The sequence below is a fragment of the Rhabdothermincola salaria genome, from assembly GCF_021246445.1.
In the GTDB taxonomy this organism is placed as follows: Bacteria; Actinomycetota; Acidimicrobiia; order Acidimicrobiales; family Acidimicrobilacustridaceae; genus Rhabdothermincola_A; species Rhabdothermincola_A salaria.
Window position 1 is genome coordinate 480,458 of record NZ_JAJQXW010000002.1, and the last position, 17,168, is coordinate 497,625.

The 17,168-nt window shown below is 72.7% G+C and carries 16 protein-coding genes; 7 read left to right on the top strand and 9 right to left on the bottom strand.

All coding sequences use genetic code 11. The features are described from left to right. Positions 1 to 50 precede the first annotated feature (50 nt). A complete protein-coding gene (locus LUW87_RS11535; RefSeq protein WP_232671324.1) occupies positions 51 to 809 on the bottom strand; it encodes a cupin domain-containing protein in 759 nt (252 codons plus the stop codon). A gap of 53 nt (positions 810 to 862) precedes the next feature. Between LUW87_RS11535 and LUW87_RS11540 the strand changes: the two genes are divergently transcribed. Then, a complete protein-coding gene (locus tag LUW87_RS11540) occupies positions 863 to 1,600 on the top strand; it encodes a YoaK family protein (RefSeq protein WP_232671325.1) in 738 nt (245 codons plus the stop codon). Between the two features lie 82 nt (positions 1,601 to 1,682). Here the strand turns inward: LUW87_RS11540 and LUW87_RS11545 are convergent, their stop codons facing one another. The 3 genes from LUW87_RS11545 to LUW87_RS11555 all read right to left on the bottom strand — a co-directional run bounded on the left by LUW87_RS11545 (position 1,683) and on the right by LUW87_RS11555 (position 4,431). Beyond that, positions 1,683 to 2,906, bottom strand: a complete 1,224-nt coding sequence (locus LUW87_RS11545; RefSeq protein WP_232671326.1) for a cation:proton antiporter — start codon at positions 2,904 to 2,906, stop codon at positions 1,683 to 1,685. Beyond that, complete coding sequence (locus tag LUW87_RS11550) at positions 2,903 to 3,388, bottom strand: cation:proton antiporter regulatory subunit (RefSeq protein WP_232671327.1); 486 nt, start codon at positions 3,386 to 3,388, stop codon at positions 2,903 to 2,905. The genes LUW87_RS11545 and LUW87_RS11550 overlap by 4 nt, the downstream gene beginning before the upstream one ends. Before the next feature lie 62 nt (positions 3,389 to 3,450). After that, positions 3,451 to 4,431 carry a DNA polymerase domain-containing protein gene (locus LUW87_RS11555; protein WP_232671328.1) on the bottom strand — a complete coding sequence of 327 codons (981 nt, stop codon included), beginning with the start codon at positions 4,429 to 4,431 and terminating at the stop codon, positions 3,451 to 3,453. Positions 4,432 to 4,554: 123 nt separating this feature from the next. Between LUW87_RS11555 and LUW87_RS11560 the strand changes: the two genes are divergently transcribed. Continuing rightward, positions 4,555 to 8,412: an ABC transporter ATP-binding protein gene (locus LUW87_RS11560; protein ID WP_232671329.1), complete on the top strand. Its 3,858-nt coding sequence runs from the start codon at positions 4,555 to 4,557 to the stop codon at positions 8,410 to 8,412. A gap of 61 nt (positions 8,413 to 8,473) precedes the next feature. Here LUW87_RS11560 and LUW87_RS11565 read toward each other — a convergent pair whose 3' ends face one another. Beyond that, positions 8,474 to 9,778, bottom strand: coding sequence for an inositol-3-phosphate synthase (locus LUW87_RS11565; RefSeq protein WP_232671330.1), 1,305 nt, complete (start codon positions 9,776 to 9,778; stop codon positions 8,474 to 8,476). 195 nt (positions 9,779 to 9,973) lie between these two features. On the opposite strand from LUW87_RS11565, the gene LUW87_RS11570 reads away from it, so the two are divergent. Continuing rightward, positions 9,974 to 10,987, top strand: coding sequence for a LysR family transcriptional regulator (locus LUW87_RS11570; RefSeq protein ID WP_232671331.1), 1,014 nt, complete (start codon positions 9,974 to 9,976; stop codon positions 10,985 to 10,987). 120 nt (positions 10,988 to 11,107) lie between these two features. On the opposite strand, the gene LUW87_RS11575 is transcribed toward LUW87_RS11570, so the two are convergent. From LUW87_RS11575 to LUW87_RS11585, 3 genes are all read right to left on the bottom strand, one after another. Then, on the bottom strand, positions 11,108 to 12,295 hold the full coding sequence (locus LUW87_RS11575; RefSeq protein WP_232671332.1) for a hypothetical protein: 1,188 nt from the start codon (positions 12,293 to 12,295) through the stop codon (positions 11,108 to 11,110). After that, a complete protein-coding gene (locus LUW87_RS11580; RefSeq protein ID WP_232671333.1) occupies positions 12,292 to 12,747 on the bottom strand; it encodes a sigma-70 family RNA polymerase sigma factor in 456 nt (151 codons plus the stop codon). Before LUW87_RS11580 ends, LUW87_RS11575 begins: the two co-directional genes overlap by 4 nt. 222 nt (positions 12,748 to 12,969) lie before the next feature. Then, entirely contained in the window at positions 12,970 to 13,125 is a 156-nt protein-coding gene (locus LUW87_RS11585; RefSeq protein WP_232671334.1) for a CsbD family protein, read from the bottom strand. Between the two features lie 95 nt (positions 13,126 to 13,220). Between LUW87_RS11585 and LUW87_RS11590 the strand changes: the two genes are divergently transcribed. The 3 genes from LUW87_RS11590 to purU all read left to right on the top strand — a co-directional run bounded on the left by LUW87_RS11590 (position 13,221) and on the right by purU (position 15,210). Beyond that, positions 13,221 to 13,961 carry a hypothetical protein gene (locus LUW87_RS11590; RefSeq protein WP_232671335.1) on the top strand — a complete coding sequence of 247 codons (741 nt, stop codon included), beginning with the start codon at positions 13,221 to 13,223 and terminating at the stop codon, positions 13,959 to 13,961. Between the two features lie 36 nt (positions 13,962 to 13,997). Beyond that, positions 13,998 to 14,270 carry a hypothetical protein gene (locus LUW87_RS11595; protein WP_232671336.1) on the top strand — a complete coding sequence of 91 codons (273 nt, stop codon included), beginning with the start codon at positions 13,998 to 14,000 and terminating at the stop codon, positions 14,268 to 14,270. A 67-nt stretch (positions 14,271 to 14,337) separates the two neighbouring features. After that, positions 14,338 to 15,210, top strand: a complete 873-nt coding sequence (gene purU / locus LUW87_RS11600) for a formyltetrahydrofolate deformylase (RefSeq protein WP_232671337.1) — start codon at positions 14,338 to 14,340, stop codon at positions 15,208 to 15,210. Between the two features lie 31 nt (positions 15,211 to 15,241). On the opposite strand, the gene LUW87_RS11605 is transcribed toward purU, so the two are convergent. Then, positions 15,242 to 16,225, bottom strand: coding sequence for a methanogen output domain 1-containing protein (locus tag LUW87_RS11605; RefSeq protein WP_232671338.1), 984 nt, complete (start codon positions 16,223 to 16,225; stop codon positions 15,242 to 15,244). 144 nt (positions 16,226 to 16,369) lie between these two features. Here LUW87_RS11605 and LUW87_RS11610 point away from each other — a divergent pair, with 144 nt between their 5' ends. Next, positions 16,370 to 17,128: an SDR family NAD(P)-dependent oxidoreductase gene (locus tag LUW87_RS11610; protein ID WP_232671339.1), complete on the top strand. Its 759-nt coding sequence runs from the start codon at positions 16,370 to 16,372 to the stop codon at positions 17,126 to 17,128. Positions 17,129 to 17,168 lie beyond the last annotated feature (40 nt).

A 17,168-nucleotide genomic window follows, 5' to 3' on the forward strand; every position in this document is an offset into this window, starting at 1 on the left:
GGCGCCGGCTCCGGTCGGTGCAGTGCGGCCCCGGCCCGTCCCTCAGGGGTTCAGGACCGGGGCCGTGCCGCGTGGACGAGACGACCGCCGCGACCGAGGGCCGTCTCGGGGACGGGTTCGGTGTCACCGGCGTAGTGCTGGGTCGACGGCCCGGCCCGGTAGTTGAGGAAGGCGTGGTGGCGGTCGCCGCAGGTCACCGCGTAGCGGGTGTCGGCGGGGATGTGGACTGCGGTGCCGGCGGGCACCGGGTGGGCCCCGAGGTGGATCTCGCCGTCGATCACGAAGATGATCTCCTCGGCGCTGTGGGTGTGGGCCCGACCCCGGTTCCCGGGGGTGTCGCGCTCGACCTTCATGAGGGTCACGTCGCAACCCTCGCAGGTGGAGTCGGCGAACCAGGTGGCGAACGACGCGTCGCGCGAGCCGGACACGGCCCAGCCGTCGGGCCCGACGAGGTGCCGCCCCGCCGGTGGGTCGTCCTCGACGCTCGACGGGGTCGACCAGAAGTGGGCCAGGCGCGACGCTTCGGTGGCGGCGAGGGTGACGGGGCCGCCGGCGTGCAGCACCAGCGCACCGCCCGTGGCGAGGGCTGCACCGTCCACGTCCACGGCACCGGTGAGCAGGTACACGGCGTCCTCGCCGTGCTCGGCGGGCCACGACATGGTGGCTCCGGCCTCGAGCTCGACGATCACCAGACGCAGGTCTCCCCCGGTCACCAGCGGGCCGAGCCGAGCCCCTCGGCTCACCTGGCACGAGCCGGGGTGTTCGGCGACGGCCGGGGAACCGTCGACCTCGGTGATGGTCAGGCGCACGGGGCGAGGATAGGGGCGCGCCGTGGGGTCGGGGCCACCTACGCTCGGCGGACGTGCCCCACGCCACCCAACCCCGGTTGTCGGGCCCGCTCGGCGCGGCGGTGGCGCTGACCGCGGCTGCCGGCTTCTCCGACGCGCACATCTTCCTGCACGTCACCGATGTGTTCGTGGCCAACATGAGCGGCAACCTGGTGCTGGCCGGGATGGCGCTCGGGGAGGGCAGCTGGCGGGCCGGCGCCCGTCACGGCACCGCCCTGGTCTCGTTCGCTCTCGGCGCGGCGGTGGCCAACTGGTTCCATGCCCGCAACCGCCGCCGCGACCGCCCGATGCGCCCGGACCTGGTGTTGGCCTTCGAGGCGGGCCTCATGGTGCTCGTCGTCGTCTGGATCGCCGTGCTGGGCGGCGAGCACGCCGGCGAGACCGGGTTCGTGTACCCGGTCATCGGGGTGGGCGCCTTCGCCATGGGCATGCAGAACGCGGCGTTGTTGCGGGTCGGGGCGGTGGCGGTGGCCACGACCTATGCGTCGGGGTCGGTGGCCCGGCTCGGGGCCGAGTCGGCCTTGATGGTCTCGGCCCCCGGCGTGGACGAGCGGTCACCGCACGCCCGGGCCGCCCGGGTCCTGGCCGCTGTGGTCCTCGCCTACCTCGGCGGCGCGGCCCTCGCCGCGTGGGCCGGTTCGGCGGCCGGCTGGTTGCTCATCCCGGTGGTGGTGTTGGCCGCGACCGCCCTGGCCACCCACCGACGCCTGGCCGAGGAGCCGTGGGACGTCGACATCCGCCCCCCGGCGTAGTTGTCGGCAAAGGGCGCTGGGGGGTGACGCCCTTTCCCGACAGCTACGCGTGGGAGCGGGTCGGGTGGGGGAGGGTCGTGGGCTAGGCCGAGCCGGTGCGGGTGCGAGAGCCGGCGAAGCGCATGGTGAGCGGGTCGGCGTAGCGCGTGAGCACCGGGCCCACCACGGCGAGGATCAGCACGTAGGCGGTGGCCAGGGCGCCGATGTCGGGCTCGACCGCGTTGGTGGTGGCCAGGGTGGCGATGACGATCGAGAACTCGCCGCGGGCGACCAGCACGGTGCCGGCCCGGACGCGGCCTCGGACACCGATGCCGGCCCGGTTGGCCGCCCACCACCCCGTGAACATCTTGGTGGCGGCGGTGACGACGGCCAGGGCCAGCGCGATCGGCAGGGCCCGGAGGATGGCGCTGGGCTCGATGGTGAAGGTGAAGAAGACGAAGAACACCCCGGCGAACAGGTCGCGCAGCGGGGCGAGGAGCTCGGCGCCGCGATGGGCCGACGGTCCCGAGACGGCGATGCCCACCAGGAAGGCACCGACGGCGGCGGACACCTGCAACGCCTCGGCGGCGCCGGCGATGACCAGGGCCAGGCCGAGGATGCTGAAGAGCAGGACCTCGTTGGAGCGGGCGAAGATCAGCCGCCCCAGCACGTCGGTGTGGCGCACCGACAAGAAGAGCGCCAGGGCCACGACCGCCATGGCCACCACGACGCCGATGACCATGCTGGAGAAGGCGCCACCCACGGCGAGGCCGGCCACGATGGGCAGGTAGACGGCCATCACCAGGTCCTCGATGACGAGGATGGCCAGCACGGTCGGGGTCTCGCGGTTGCCCAGTCGTCCGAGGTCGCCGAGGACCTTGGCGATGATGCCGGACGACGAGATGTAGGTGATGCCACCCAGGAAGACGGCGGCCAGGGGCGACCAGCCGAGGACGAGGCCGAAGGCCAGGCCAGGCAGGAAGTTGAGCACCAGATCCACCGCGCCGGCACCGGCCGAGGCGCGCAACGCACCCATCAGCTCCTGGGGCGTGTACTCGAGGCCGAGCATGAGCAACAGCAGGACCACGCCGATCTCGGCGCCGACCTCGATGAACTCGTCGGTGGCGGTGAGGTCGAAGAGGCCCCCGTCGCGCAGGAGCAGCCCGGTCATGAGGAACAGTGGGATCGGGGAGAGGCCGATCCGGTTGGCCAGCCGGGCCATGAGGCCGAGGGCGAGGAGGACCCCGCCGATCTCGAGCAGGGTGCGGGCGACGCCTTCGCCGCCGGCGGCGAGGATCGTGGGGACCACGCCGGCCAGAGCGGTCACCCGGCCGACGCGCCGAGCAGCTCGGCGGCCGCGACGATGCCGTCCTTGGTGCCGACCAGCACGACCGTGTCCCCGGCCAGCATCTCGTCCTCCGGTCCGGGGGCGGGCACCGCGGTGCCGTCGCGCATGATGGCGATGACCGACGAGCCGGTGCGGGTGCGCATCTCGGTGTCGGCGATGGTGATGGGGGTGAACTCGGGCGGGAGGGGCAACCAGTCGATGAACAGGCCCTCGATCTCGGCCGAGAGGGCGGCCAGCTGGGCGGTGATGCGGGTGCCGCCCAGCAGCTCGGCCATCGCCGCGCTCTCGGCCTGCGTCAGCTCGATGCGGGCGGCGACGGCGTCGGGGTCGTCCTCGTCGTAGAGGACGACCTCACGCCGTCCGGAGTGCCGGGAGATGACGCCGACGCGTTCTCCCGCCTCGCACGACATCTCGAACTCGATGCCGACGCCGGGCAGCTTGGTCTCGCGGATCTCGGGCATGTCCCATTGTCGCGTCCCCTGCTCGCCGGGGTGCGAGTCGACGGGTGCGAGCCGCTCCGCGCTCAGAGCGGGGGGAGCTCCTGGTCCAGTCCGATCAGGGGGGCGAGGGGGTCGCCGACCTCGGCCAGTCGGCCCTCGAGGTCCCGGATGGTCCAGCGGTCCGAGGCCAGCTCGGGGTCGTCGAGCTCGTCCCACTCGATGGGGACCGACACCGGCGCCCCGGCCGCGGGGCGCGTGCTCCATGGCGCCACCAGCGTCTTGTTGACGGCGTTCTGGGTGTAGTCGAGCCGGGCCAGGCCGCTGCGGTCGCTCTTGGACCACTTCCAGCTGACCAGGTCCGGCACCGTGGCGCCGACGGCCCTAGACAGCTTCTCCACCCAGTCCCGCGTCTCGTCGAAGCCGTACCGGGGCGCCACCGGCACCCAGATCTGGATGCCCCGCTTGCCGGTGACCTTGGCGCCGGCCCGCACGTCGAGGTGCTCGAGGGCGGTGCGGTGCAGGCGGGCCAGGGTGAGCAGGTCGTCCCACGAGGTCTTGGCACCGGGATCGAGGTCGATCAGCGCCCAGGTGGGCCGGCGCACGGCGGGGATGCGCGACGTCCAGGGGTTGAGCTCGATCGCCCCGTAGTTGGCCATCCAGGCCATGGCGGCGGGTGAGTCGACCACGAAGTACCACTCGGTGTCGCCTGCGGAGGCCCCTTCGTTGTGCCAGCGGCTCAGCCACTGCGGGGCGTGCGAGGGCACCGCCTTGTGCCAGAAGCCGTCGGTGTCGACGCCGTTCGGGAACCGGTTGAGGTTGACCGGTCGGTCGTAGAGGTAGGGGAGGGCGAACGGGGCGACCGAGGCGGCGTAGCGCACCAGGTCGCGCTTGGTCGTGGCGGGACCGCCGTGGCGGCCGGGGAACAGGACCTTGTCGAGGTTGGTGAGCTTCACCTCGATCCCGCCGAGCGCCCACAGTCCCTCGTCGGCGAGCTCGTCCAGCGCGGCCAGCTCGTCGTCGGTGGGGAAGTCCCAGCCCGGAGGACGGGCCGGGGGGTCGGTCACCACGTTGACGGGAGAGCCCTCTGGGTCCGGACGCGCTGCCACGAGTCTGTTCGTACCCCATCGAGGCGGGCGGTGCCCGCCGAACCGGTCTGCCCCCGGCGTGGCGCCCGTAGCCTCCCGGGGGTGAGCGAGCGCCCCTCCCCCGAGCCGGCAGCCGAGGGCGGCTGGATCCGGCGGCTGTGGCCCTTCCTCATGGCGCATCGTCGCAACGTCGTCCTGGCCCTCGGGGCGTCGGTCGTCGGGCAGGGGCTCATGGCCCTGGCCCCCTTGATCCAGAAGGTGGTGGTCGACGACGGCATCGTGGGTCGCAGCCGGCCGGTGGCGCCCTGGCTGACCGCCCTCGTGGTCATCGGCGTGGCCTCGTTCGCCTCGGCGGTGGTGCGGCGCTGGATCGGCGGCCGGGTGAGCCTCGACGTGCAGTACGACCTGCGCAACGCCATCTACGAACGACTGCAGCGCCTCGACTTCGCCGGCCACGACCAGCTCCAGACCGGCCAGCTCGTGTCGCGCGCCTCGACCGACCTGGCGCTCATCCAGGGCCTGCTCGCCTTCCTCCCCATCATGTTGGGCAACGTGGTGATGGTCGTGCTCGCCCTCGTCATCATGACGATCCTGTCCCCGCCGCTCACCCTGGTGATGGTGGTGGTCCTGCCGCTGTTGTTGGTCACCGCTCTGCGCCTGCGCCGCAAGGTCTTCCCGGCCACGTGGGACGCCCAGCAGCGAGCCGGCGAGGTGGCCGGCGTGGTCGACGAGGCCGTCTCCGGGGTCCGGGTCGTCAAGGGGTTCGGCCAGGAGGACCGCGAGATCGCCCACCTGGCCGACACCGCAGCCGGGCTGTACGCCTCCCGCGCCCGCCTGGTGCGCCTCCAGGCCCGGTTCACCTCCACCCTGCAGGCCATCCCCGCGCTGGCCCAGGTGGCGGTGCTGGCCCTCGGGGGGTGGTTGGCCATCGAGGGGCACCTCACCCTCGGCACCTTCCTCGCCTTCTCGGCCTACCTGGTGCAGCTGGTCGCACCGGTGCGCATGCTGGCCGGCCTGTTCACGGTGGGGCAGCAGGCCCGGGCCGGTGCCGAGCGCATCCTCGACGTGCTCGACGCCAACGCCGTGGTCACCGAGGCACCCGACGCCGTCACCCTCGACGAGGTGGCGGGGGAGGTGCGCTTCGAGGGCGTGCGCTTCGGGTACACGCGCAGCGAGCCCGTGCTCGACGGTCTCGACCTGCGCATCGGGGCCGGCGAGGTGGTGGCCCTGGTGGGCACCAGTGGGTCGGGCAAGTCCACCGTCACCGCGCTGCTCCCCCGCTTCTACGACGTGCCCGAGGGTCGGGTCACCATCGACGGCACCGACGTGCGCGAGGTCACGCTCGAGTCGCTGCGGCGCCAGGTCGGCGTGGTGTTCGAGGACGCCTTCCTCTTCTCGGACTCGGTGGCGGCCAACATCGCCTACGGCCGCCCCGACGCCACCCACGACGACGTGGTGGCGGCGGCGACGGCGGCCGGGGCCCACGGCTTCGTGACCGCGCTGCCCGACGGCTACGCCACCGTGGTCGGCGAGCGGGGGCTCACCCTCTCCGGGGGCCAACGCCAGCGCATCGCCCTGGCCCGCGCCATCCTCACCGACCCTCGGATCCTCGTGCTCGACGACGCCACCTCGGCGATCGACGCAGCGACCGAGGAAGCCATCCACGCCACCCTCCGCTCGCTCATGCAGGACCGCACCACCATCCTCATCGCCCACCGTCGCTCGACCCTGCGGTTGGCCCAACGGATCGTGGTCCTCGACGCTGGTCGAGTGGTGGCCGAGGGGTCCCACGAGTCGCTGATGGTGGAGAGCCCCCGGTACCGGACCCTGTTCGCCGGCGACGAGGACCTCGACGGCGAGGGGCTGGTCGACCCGGCCCTCGGCTCCGCGGTACAGGGGAGGGTCGCGGGGGAGGGGGCAGAGCCGCTGGCGCTCTACGCCGAGCGGGTGGCCGAGGCCGACGAAGCGGGTCGCTCGGCCGGGGCCATCACCTTGTCCGCCTGGCCCGCCCCCTCCGGTGCGGCGCCGGCCCCCAGCGCGGCGGTCGCCGGCCCGGCTCGCAACCCCGGCACCGGGGGCGGAGGAGGGGGCGGCGGCTTCGGTGGGGCGGCACTGTCGGCCACCCCGGAGTTGCTGGCCGCGCTCGACCGGCTGCCGCCGGCCGACGGCACCCCCGACGTCGACGTCGCGGCCGTGTCAGCACCCGAGGACGGACCGTTCCGCATCCGCCGGTTCGTGCGCCCGTGGGTGGCCGGCTTGGCGTTGGGTCTCGGCCTCGTCGTGCTCGACACCATCTTGACCCTGCTCGGACCGGTGTTCGTGAGCCGAGGGGTGGACGAGGGCATCACGCCGGGCGACCGGGCCGCCCTGTGGGCCGCGGTGGTGATGTTCGCCGGCGCGGTGCTCGTCGACTGGGCCGTGGTGTGGACCTACACGCTGGTGACGGGCCGCACCGCCGAGCGCATGCTGTACGCCCTTCGGGTCAAGATCTTCGGGCACCTGCAGCGCATGTCGCTCGACTACTACGACGCCGAGCTCGACGGGCGCCTGATGACCCGCATGACCACCGACGTGGAGGCGCTCTCCCAGCTGGTGCAGACCGGCCTCATCAACGCCGTGGTCGGGGTGTTCACCTGCGTCGGCGTGTTCGTGTTCCTCGTCATCCTGTCGCCGCCCCTGGCGTTGGCGGCGGCGTCGATCCTGCCGCCGCTGCTGCTGGCCACCTGGTGGTACCGGCGCCGGTCGACCGAGCGCTACGAGAAGGCCCGCGAAGCCATCGCCGACGTGAACGCCAACCTCCAGGAGAGCCTCTCGGGTGTCCGGGTCGCGCAGGCCTACACCCGTGAGGATCGCAACATCTCGGGGTTCCGCTCGGTGAACCGTCGCTACCTCGACCACCGCCTGGGGGCGCAGCGGCTGGTGGCCCTCTACTTCCCGTTCATCTTGTTGCTGTCCGACCTCGGCGCGGTGGTGGTGCTGGGCACGGGTGCCGCCCTCGAGCCGCGCGGGATCGTGACCGCCGGCGTGGTCATCGCCTTCCTGCTGTACCTCAACCAGTTCTTCGCCCCTCTGCAGCAGCTGTCCCAGGTGCTCGACACCTGGCAGCAGGCGTCGGTGTCGGTGGCCAAGATCGAGGAGCTGCTGGCCACCCCCTCCACCACCCCACCGCCCGCTGACCCGGTCGACCCGGGTCGGGTGCGGGGCGAGGTGCGCTTCGAGGCGATGCGGTTCCGCTACTCCGGAGCGTCCGACGACGCCCTGCGCCGGCTCGACCTGGTCATCCCGGCCGGGCAGACCGTGGCCCTCGTGGGCGAGACCGGGGCCGGCAAGTCCACCGTCGTGAAGCTGGTGGCCCGCTTCTACGACCCTACCGAGGGGCGGGTCACCGTCGACGGCATCGACCTGCGCGACATCGACCTCGGTGCCTTCCGGCGCCAGCTCGGCATCGTGCCCCAGGAGGCCTTCCTCTTCACCGGGACCGTGCGCGACAACATCGCCTACGGTCGCCCCGAGGCCACCGACGCCGAGGTCGAGGCCGCCGCCCGGGCGGTGGGCGCCCACGAGTTCGTGGCCACCCTGCCCGAGGGCTACCTGACGGCGGTGAGCGAGCGGGGCCGGTCGCTCTCGTCGGGCCAGCGCCAGCTCATCGCCCTGGCCCGGGCCCGCCTGGTCGACCCCGCCATCCTCCTGCTCGACGAAGCCACCTCCCAGCTCGACCTGGCCACCGAGGGCCGGGTGCAGCGAGCCATGGACGCCGCCGCCCAGGGGCGCACGACCCTGATGGTGGCCCATCGCCTACCCACCGCCCGCCGGGCCGACCGCATCGTGGTGGTCGACGACGGCCGGGTGGTCGAGGACGGCACCCACGACGAGCTGGTGGCCGCCGGTGGGGCCTACGCCTCGCTGTGGGCCGCGTTCGCCGAGACCGCCGACGACGGGGACGGCGCGCTGGTGCCGTGACGCGCCGGGGCCGGTGGAGCGACGCTGCCCCACCGGCCCCGAGACCGACGCACCAGAGTGGTCAGCCGGCTTCGGAGTGGGTGACGGGCTCCTCACCCATCCACTCGCGCAGCGTGTTCTTGAGCTTGGTCTGCTGGATGAACAGATCGTGCTCGGCCGGCACCGGCGTGGCTGCCTGAGGCGCCTTGAAGTAGAAGCTCAGCCACTCCTGCACGCCGCTCTGGCCGGAACGGGCGGCGAGGTCCATGAACAGGGCCAGGTCGAGCACGATGGGGGCGGCGAGGATGGAGTCGCGGCAGAGGAAGTTGACCTTGATCTGCATCGGGTAGTTCATCCACCCGAAGATGTCGATGTTGTCCCAGCCCTCCTTGTTGTCACCGCGGGGCGGGTAGTAGTTGATGCGCACCACGTGGTCGACGTCGCCGTAGAGGTCCGGGTACACCTCGGGCTGCAGCACGGAGTCGATGACGCCGAGCTTGGAGACCTCCTTGGTCTTGAAGTTCTCCGGGTCGTCGAGCACCTCGCCGTCGCGGTTGCCGAGGATGTTGGTGGAGTACCAGCCGCGCAGGCCGAGCATGCGGGCCTTGATGCCGGGGGCGAGCAGCGTCTTGAGCCAGGTCTGGCCGGTCTTGAAGTCCTTGCCGGCGATGGGCACGCCCTCGCGGGCGGACAGCTCGCGCATGCAGGGCAGGTCGACGGAGAGGTTCGGGGCCCCGTTGGCGAACGGCACCTTCGACATGAGGGCGGCGTAGGCGTAGATCTGGCTGGGCGAGATGTTGTCGTCGTCGGCGTCGAGGCCGGCCTCGAACGCCTCGATCGACATGTGCACGGCGCTGGCCTCCTGGTAGGCCTCGGTGCTGCCGCACCAGACCATGACGAGGCGGTCGCAGTCGTTCTCGGCGCGGAAGCGTTCGATGTCGGCCATGAGCGCCTCGGCCTGGGCCCGCTTGGCGGTGACCTGCTTGACCCGGGCGCCCTCGAGGCGCTTGACCCAGCGCTGGTCGAACACGGCGTCCATGGCCACCACGCCCTCGAGCTCGGCCGAGATGGGGTTGAGGTCCTTGTCGTCGAGCACGCCGGCGGTGCGGGCGGCCTCGAGGGCGTTCGGGCTGATGGGGTCCCAACCGCCGAACACCAGGTCGCCGAGGTCGGCCAGCGGCACGAACTCCTTGATCATGGGGTTGCGCTCGTCCTCGCGCTTGCCCAGGCGGATGTGGGCGAGCTGGGTGAGCGAGCCGACGGGCACGGCGGTGCCGGCCCGGGTGGCCAGCACGCCGGCGATGAAGGTGGAGGCCACGGCGCCCATCCCGGGGGTGAGCACCCCGAGGCGCCCGGTGGCGGGGGCGATGTCAACGGATTCGGTCATGCCGCGATGCTACGAGGAACTGAACAGTCATTGAGGTCTGTGTAGCAAGACTGAACAGTTAGCCTCGGGGGGTGGCCCCTCGACCCGCTCCTACCCCGGCCCGCCACACCCCGACGACGTACCTCCCCACCGGTTCTTGCATGGCTTCGGCGTGCTCTGCGACGCCGAACGCATGCAAGAACGAAGGGGTTGGCGGTGGACGCTGAGGTCCCGCTGCCGGCGGTGACCGTGCCGCAGCTCACCTACCTGGTGGCGGTGGCCGAAGCCCCCACCTTCGCCGCCGCGGCCGCGGCGGTGGGGGTGACGACCTCGGCGCTGTCGCAGGGCCTGGCCGAGCTCGAGCGTCGGGTGGGGGTGTCGCTCTTCGAACGGGTGGGTCGGCGCCAGGTCCTACGGGAGGAGGCCGCCGAGGTCCTCGCCTATGCCCGCCGGGTGGTGGCCGACACCGGCGACCTGGCTCGCTGGGCGGCCGCCGTCCGTTCGGGGGCGTCGGGCCGCCTCCGGGTGGGCATGATCGACGCCGCCGCCGTGCACCACTGCGCCGACCCGCTGCGGGCCTTCCGTCGCAGCCACCCCGAGGTCGACCTGCGCCTGCGGGTGGCACCGTCGGGCGAGCTGCTCGAGCAGCTGGCCTCGGGGGCGCTCGACCTGGCCGTGGTGGTGGAACCGCCGGAGCTCGACCCGGCGCTCGAGGTCGAGGTGCTGCTCGAGGAACCGCTCGTCGTGGTTCCCGCGGAGGGCCTCTCCGCCGCGCCGGGCGACCGGCGACGCTCGGATCCCGACGGCGAGGGAAGCGACGATGGCGACGCCGAGGGGGGCGGGGTGACCGATCCGGCGTCCTGGGGGCCGTGGGTGCTCTTCCCGGCCGGCTCGCACACCCGGGCGGTGGTGGAGGCCGCGCTGCGGGCGCGGGGTGCCCCGGTGGAGGTGGTGGCCGAGTCGCACCAGCCCGAGGTGCTGCGCGAGATGGCCCGCCTGGGCGTGGGTTGGACGGTGCTGCCCGAGCTGCAGGCCCGCGAGGGCCCTCGTCGCCGGCGCCCCAGCGGCGAGCCGGAGGTCCTCGCCACCCGCCGCCTGGTCATCGCCCGTCGGGCAGGACGGGTCACCAACCCCGCCGCCGACACCCTGGCGAACGCCCTGAGGTCCGCCTTGCCCGACTCCCTCACCGATGAGCTCGGCGGTCCCCGCCCCCACCCGACGGGCTCCTGACCGACCTCGCCGGCATCGCCCATCTTCCGCTTCCTGCATGTGTTCGTCGCTCTGGGGAGCGTCGAACACATGCAACTACGGGGTGGGGGGAGCATCGCCGGGCTCGCGCCCCCAGGATGCCTAGGGCGAGCCGGATGACTCAGGGGAGGACCCGGTCCCGCTCGCCGACGACCCAACGGGCTCGCTCCAGCGCTCCAGCAGCGCCGGGGGCACCGGCCGGGGCTCGGCGGGGAAGAGCAGGTCCTCCCACTCCTCGCCGGTGGACATCGTGAGCCGGTCGGCCAGGGCGAGGGCGTCGTCGACCGACTGGTCGACGCCGAGGTGGAGGGCGTAGGTGCGGTCGCCCTCGGTCCACGAGATGGTCCGCTCGGGTGCGTCGCGGCCCTCGTCGAGGTGGCCGGGCCGCCCCCGTACCTCGATCGGCTGCTCGGTGCCGTCGAGGCCGAACTCAACACCCGGACCGCCGGCGACCAGCAGCGTGGGCGGGGTGCTCCCGGAGGGCGCGATCCACATGAGCACGAAGTCGAGCGTGGCCTGGACCACCTGGGTGGATCCGTCGGCGCCACGCAGCACCAGGGCCGGGTTCGCGCTGAGCAGGACGTCCCCCACGGAGCTGCGCAGTCGCCGCTCCCAGGTGGGGCGATCGACGTCGACCACGGGGTCCGCCGCCTCGAGCAGGGCCTCGGCATCGGCGAAGGCGTCGGGGGAGTTGCCCATGAGGGTGGCCGTCCAGCCCGGGGCGGGCGACCACCACAGCGCCGGCCCCTCCGTCGGGGGTCGGTCCTCCTCACCGGATGCCCAGCGGACGGTGCCGACCTGCAGCGGCCCCTCCGAGTGCTCGATGGTGCGCTCGGCGATGCGTTCCACCCCGGGGACGCCGGACGGCATGGTCTGGCTCGTCTCCCCCGGTCCGGTGCCGTCGCGGGTGACGAGGAGGGTCACGGCCTCGTCGCTCGGGCCTTCCATCGAATCGAAGGCCACGTAGGAGGTGCCGGGGGCGTAGGTCGTCACCTGCCAGGTGTCGTTGGCGAAGCCGAGGAAGGGCATGGTGCTGCCACCGGCGTCGACCACGTCGGTGTCGTCGGGCGAACGGGTGAGGTCGAGCACGCCGGCGACGACCACCACGAGCGCGAGCACAGAGGCGACGCCGACGACCAGGTGGCGCCGTCGCCGCCGCTGGCCGACACGGGCGCGGATGGCGGACAGCCCCTCGGGGTCGGCGGCGATCGTGGCAGCTCGTCGGTCGAGGCGGGCGGCCAGGCGGCGCTCGAACGGGTCGAGGTCGTCGTGGTGCTCGTGGTCGGTCATCGCTCCACCACCTCGCGCAGCTGGGCCAGCCCCCGGCTGACCGTCGACTTCACCGTGCCGGGGGCCATGTCGAGGGCGGCGGCGATGTCGGCCTCGCTGAGCCCCTCGTAGTAGCGCAGCACGATGGCGGCCCGTTGCCTGTGGGGCAGGGCCGCCAGAGCGTCGGTGAGCTCGCGGGCGCCGAGCTCGTCGTAGGCGGCACCCCCCTCGAGGCGGTGCCGGCGTTCGAGCTTGCGTCGCCGTTGCAGGTCACGGCACCGGTTGACGACGCAGCGCCGCAGGTAGGCACCGTGGTCGTCGATCTTCTCCCAGCGTTCGTAGACCTTGGCGAAGGCGTCGTGGACGGCTTCTTCGGCCAGGGTGTCGGCGTCGAGCAACAGGAACGCCACGCGCACCATGGGTTCGTACTCGCGCCGGTACAGCGCCTCGAACCCCGCCTCGTCGTCGACCACGTCCTCCACCGTCCTCGGGGCCGGTACCCCGGTGGCTGTTCCGCTCACATCCTCTACGACGAGCGGTGCGACACCTCGGTTCCAGCGGGCAACTCGTCGGCCCCGTCTCGTGCTCTCGGGCTCGACGACTCGAGCACCCGTGAGGGCGGGCGGGGCGCGACTCGACCCCGCCGGCGTGCGGTGGCGGCACGACGGCGGGGTCGAGGTCGGGGGGAGGTCGGGCTACTTGCCGGTGAGCTTGTTCTTGACGGAGTCCACCGCGTCCTTGACCTTGCCGGTGGCCTTGTCGGCCTTGCCCTCACGCTTGAGGTCGTCGTCGTCGGTGATGTCGCCGGCCGCTTCCTTGGCCCGGCCCTTCGCTTCGTCCATGTTCGCCATGGGTGCTCCATTCGTTCGGGGGATGTCCTCCTCGTACCCACGACCGGGACCGCACAGCACCCTCTCTTCTCGTGCCCCCGCTACCGTCGCCACCGATGGCGTCCGAGTCCGAGTCCGAGTCGCCCGTGGCCGGTGACGGTGAACCGGGACGGGAGCGATCCCGGGACCTGGGACGCCGTTGGGTGCTCGCCGGGCTCGCCGTGCTCGTCACCGTGGGGGCGATCGTGGCGTGGCTGCTCGACCGTCGAGAGCCGGCCGTGGTCACCGGGGCGGCCGCGGCGGACGCCTTCCTCGACGCCAGCGAACGCAACCTCGACGCCACCTACCGGCTCGAGGGGGAGTTCCGTCGCACCCTCGACGAGGGTCGGGCCCTCGTCTCCGGGCTGCTGGTGGTCCAACGGCCGCCGGACCGCATCCAGCGCTCGCTCGGGGGCACCGTCGGCGTGGTGGGTGGTCGCACGGTCAACTGCGGCCGCTCCGAGGGCGCCGACTACGCCTGTGCCGTGAGCGGTGAGGCCGAACCGTGGGAGGTCAGGCGGGGCGAGCAGCTGCAGGCCCTGCAGGACTACGTCCTGGGCGACGATCCCCTCTATGCGGTGGAGGAGGTCGGCAACGACTGCTTCAGGCTCGAACGGCGCCTCAGCGAGCCCGAGGCGGTGTACGGCCGCCGGGCCGAGCTGTGCTTCGATCGGGCCACCGGGGCGCTACGCCGCCTCGAGGTGCGTCGCGAGGGCGGGGCGACCGACGTCCTCGAAGGGCTGGTCGTGACCGGCCGGGTGAGCGACGGCGACTTCGACCTCTCGGCCGACGACACCTACGATCCCCAGGGCGCCTGACCGGCTCGCCCGAGCCGACGACGAGAGCGTGGACCGATGGGCCGAGACCTGCACCCCACCAGCGATGACCTGCGACTCGTGTTCGCCCAGGAGTCGGAGACCCTGAACCCGCTCGGCGACGACCTCCTGCCCTGGCTGGTGCTGGCCATCGGGGCGGCTCTGGCCGTGGGCACCACGCTGGCGCTGGTGCGCCCGCGGGAGGATCCCGACGGCAACGACCTGCCCCGCCCGCCTCTCTCGCGCAGCATCGTGATGATCGTGCTGGGCACCATCGCCTCGATCTGGGGCCTGGGCAGCCTCCTGACCTGACCTGACCTGACCTGACCTGACCCGGACCGCAGTCCCGGTCCCGATCCCGCCGACCGAACGAGCCCCCGTGCCTGCCGAACCCGCCAAACGACCCCAGCCCAGCGTGCTCACGGTGCGCTGCGCCGACCAACCGGGCATCGTCGCCGCGGTCGCCAACCTCATCGCCGAGGCGGGCGGCAACATCGCCAACGCCGACCAGCACACCGACCGGGCCTCCAGCGTCTTCCTGCAGCGCATCGAGATCGACGGGCCCATCGACTGGGGTCGCTTCGACGCCGGACTGGCCGACGCCGCCCGGCGGATGGGCATCGAGTGGGAGCTGCACCGTCCCGGCACGCCGACGAGGGTGGCGGTGGCCTGCTCGGGTGAGCTCTACTGCGCCGCCGATCTGCTCAACCGGGTCGAGTTGGGCGAGCTCGACGCCGAGGTGGTCGCCGTCGTCTCCGACAAGACGCCGGCGCGGGCCCTGGCCGAACGCCACGGTGTCGCCTTCCGCTCGGTCGAGGGCGGCCTGTCGGGCGAGGAGCGGGTCGCCCAGGAAGCCGCCTTCGCCGCCACCCTCGAGGAGCTGCAGCCCGACCTCGTGGTGCTGGCGCGCTACATGCGGATCCTCCCCGAGGCCATCACCGAGGCCTGGACGGGCCGGATGATCAACATCCACCACTCCTTCCTCCCCGCCTTCGCCGGCGCCCGGCCCTACCACCGGGCCCACGATCGGGGCGTCAAGATCATCGGCGCCACCGCCCACTACGTGACCGCCGAGCTCGATGCCGGGCCCATCATCGCCCAGCGGGTGGCCACGGTGACCCACCGCGACGAGGTCGAGGACCTGGTGCGCAAGGGCCGCGACGTCGAACGTCAGACCTTGGCCGACGCCGTGCGCCTCCACCTCGAGCAGCGCGTGCTCGTGTGGGACAACCGCACCTGCGTCTTCGCCTGACGGCCTCGTCTTTGCGGACCGGCCGGATGCCTCAGCGCGACGGCTCGGCGACCGGTGTGCCCGCGGCGGGGCTGCGGTAGTGGTGGGCCGCCGGGTTCGGGGCGTGGGAGCCGGGAGCCAGGTCGATGACGACCCGACATCCCGGGTCGCCGACGGCGATGCGCTCCTCGAGCAGCACCGCCGCGCCATCGTCGCGGTTGGCCGCCGCGATCCCACCGAACACGCTCGACGTCATGCGGCACAGCGACGGTGCCCGGGTCACGACGTCGCCGAACGGGCAGCGGTCGTTGCCGAGCACGATGCGGTCGTCGCTGACCTCGATCACGTAGAAGGCACCGTCGATCGCGTGCTTGAGGCGGACGTAGCACTCGGCGAGCTGCTGAGCCGAGAGGTGGCCGACCACCTCGGCCGCCGCCCGGTACTCGTTCTCCATGCTGCCCCCGACGTCGATGCCGACCTGGGCCACCGCCGCCTCGGCCGCGTCCGGACCCCGCTGTTCCTCCACCGATGCCGCCAGCTGGACGACGAGGGCGCGTAGGAAGGGCTCGCGGCCGAAGCCGCCATCGGGACGGGCCTCGTCGGGAGCGGGCAGGGCGTCGATGCGGTGGCGGGGGGGATCGAGGTCCGCGGCGGTGGGCCGGTTGACGGGCAGGGTGGCGCTCACGTGGGAGCCGCGGTGGCTGCGGCGACGCACCGCCAGGCCCCGGGACAACCGATCGGCCAGGAACAGCCCGCGGCCACCCACCGAGAGGTGGTCTTCGGGGAGGGCCGCCTGCAGGTCGAAGCCGGGGCCCAGGTCCTGGACGGAGAGCAGCGGGTTGGTGCCGCTCCAGGTGAGCGACACCCAGGCCACGCCTTCGGTGTGGCGCTCGACGTTGGAGAGCAGCTCGGAGATGGTGATCTCCGCCCCGGCGAAGTCGTCGGCGGGGTCGCCGTGGCGTTGCAGGTAGTCCATGACCTGGTGGCGGAGATCGGAGCCGGAGCCGGCGACCCGGGTGTCGAGGAACCACTCCATGAGTCGCCACGGTAGGCCTGTCGCGCCCCTCCTCGTCGATCCACTCGGCGGTGCGGCGGGAGGTCGGCGACGTCCGGCTCGGCGCCTCTGCCAAACAGGCGTTAGGGTGATGCCGATCACCACGTCTGCTCGGAGGAGCTCGCCATGGGGCAGTTCGACGGCAAAGTGGTCCTCGTCACGGGGGCCGCGTCAGGCATCGGACGAGCCTCGGTGCGGCTCTTCGCCGGTGAGGGTGCCCAGGTCGTGGCAGCCGACATCGACCTCGACGGGGCCGAGCAGACTGCCGAGCTCGTGCGCGCGGCCGGGGGTGATGCGCTGGCCGTGCCGGTCGACGTGGCCGACAGCGCGGCGGTGGCCGAGATGGTGGCGCGCACCGTGGAGACCTACGGGCGTCTGGACGTGGCCCACAACAACGCCGGCATCATGGGCGCCGGCGCCGACGTCGCCGACATGGACGACGACGTGTGGCAGCGGGGCATCGACGTCATGCTCAGCGGCGTCTTCTACTGCATGAAGCACGAGATCCCGCACCTCGAGGCCGCCGGCGGCGGTGCCATCGTGAACACCTCGTCAGGAGCCGGCCTCATCGGTTTCCCCGGCCAGGCCAACTACGTGGCGGCCAAGCACGGGGTCATCGGCCTCACCCGGTCGGTGGCCCTCGAGGTCATCGGCAAGGGCATCCGCGTCAACGCCATCTGTCCGGGCACCGCCCGCTCCCGCATGGTCGACGAGTGGATGCAGGGCAGCGCCGAGGCCGAGGCCGAGATCGCCGGCCTGCACCCCATCGGGCGCATCGCCGAGCCCGAGGAGATCGCCCAGGCCGCCGTCTGGCTGGCCTCCCCCGCCGCCTCGTTCGTGGTGGGCGTGGCCCTGCCCGTCGACGGCGGCTACACGGTCCCCTGACCGGCTGCCGCCCTGGCCCGCCCGGCAGCGCGCCGAGACC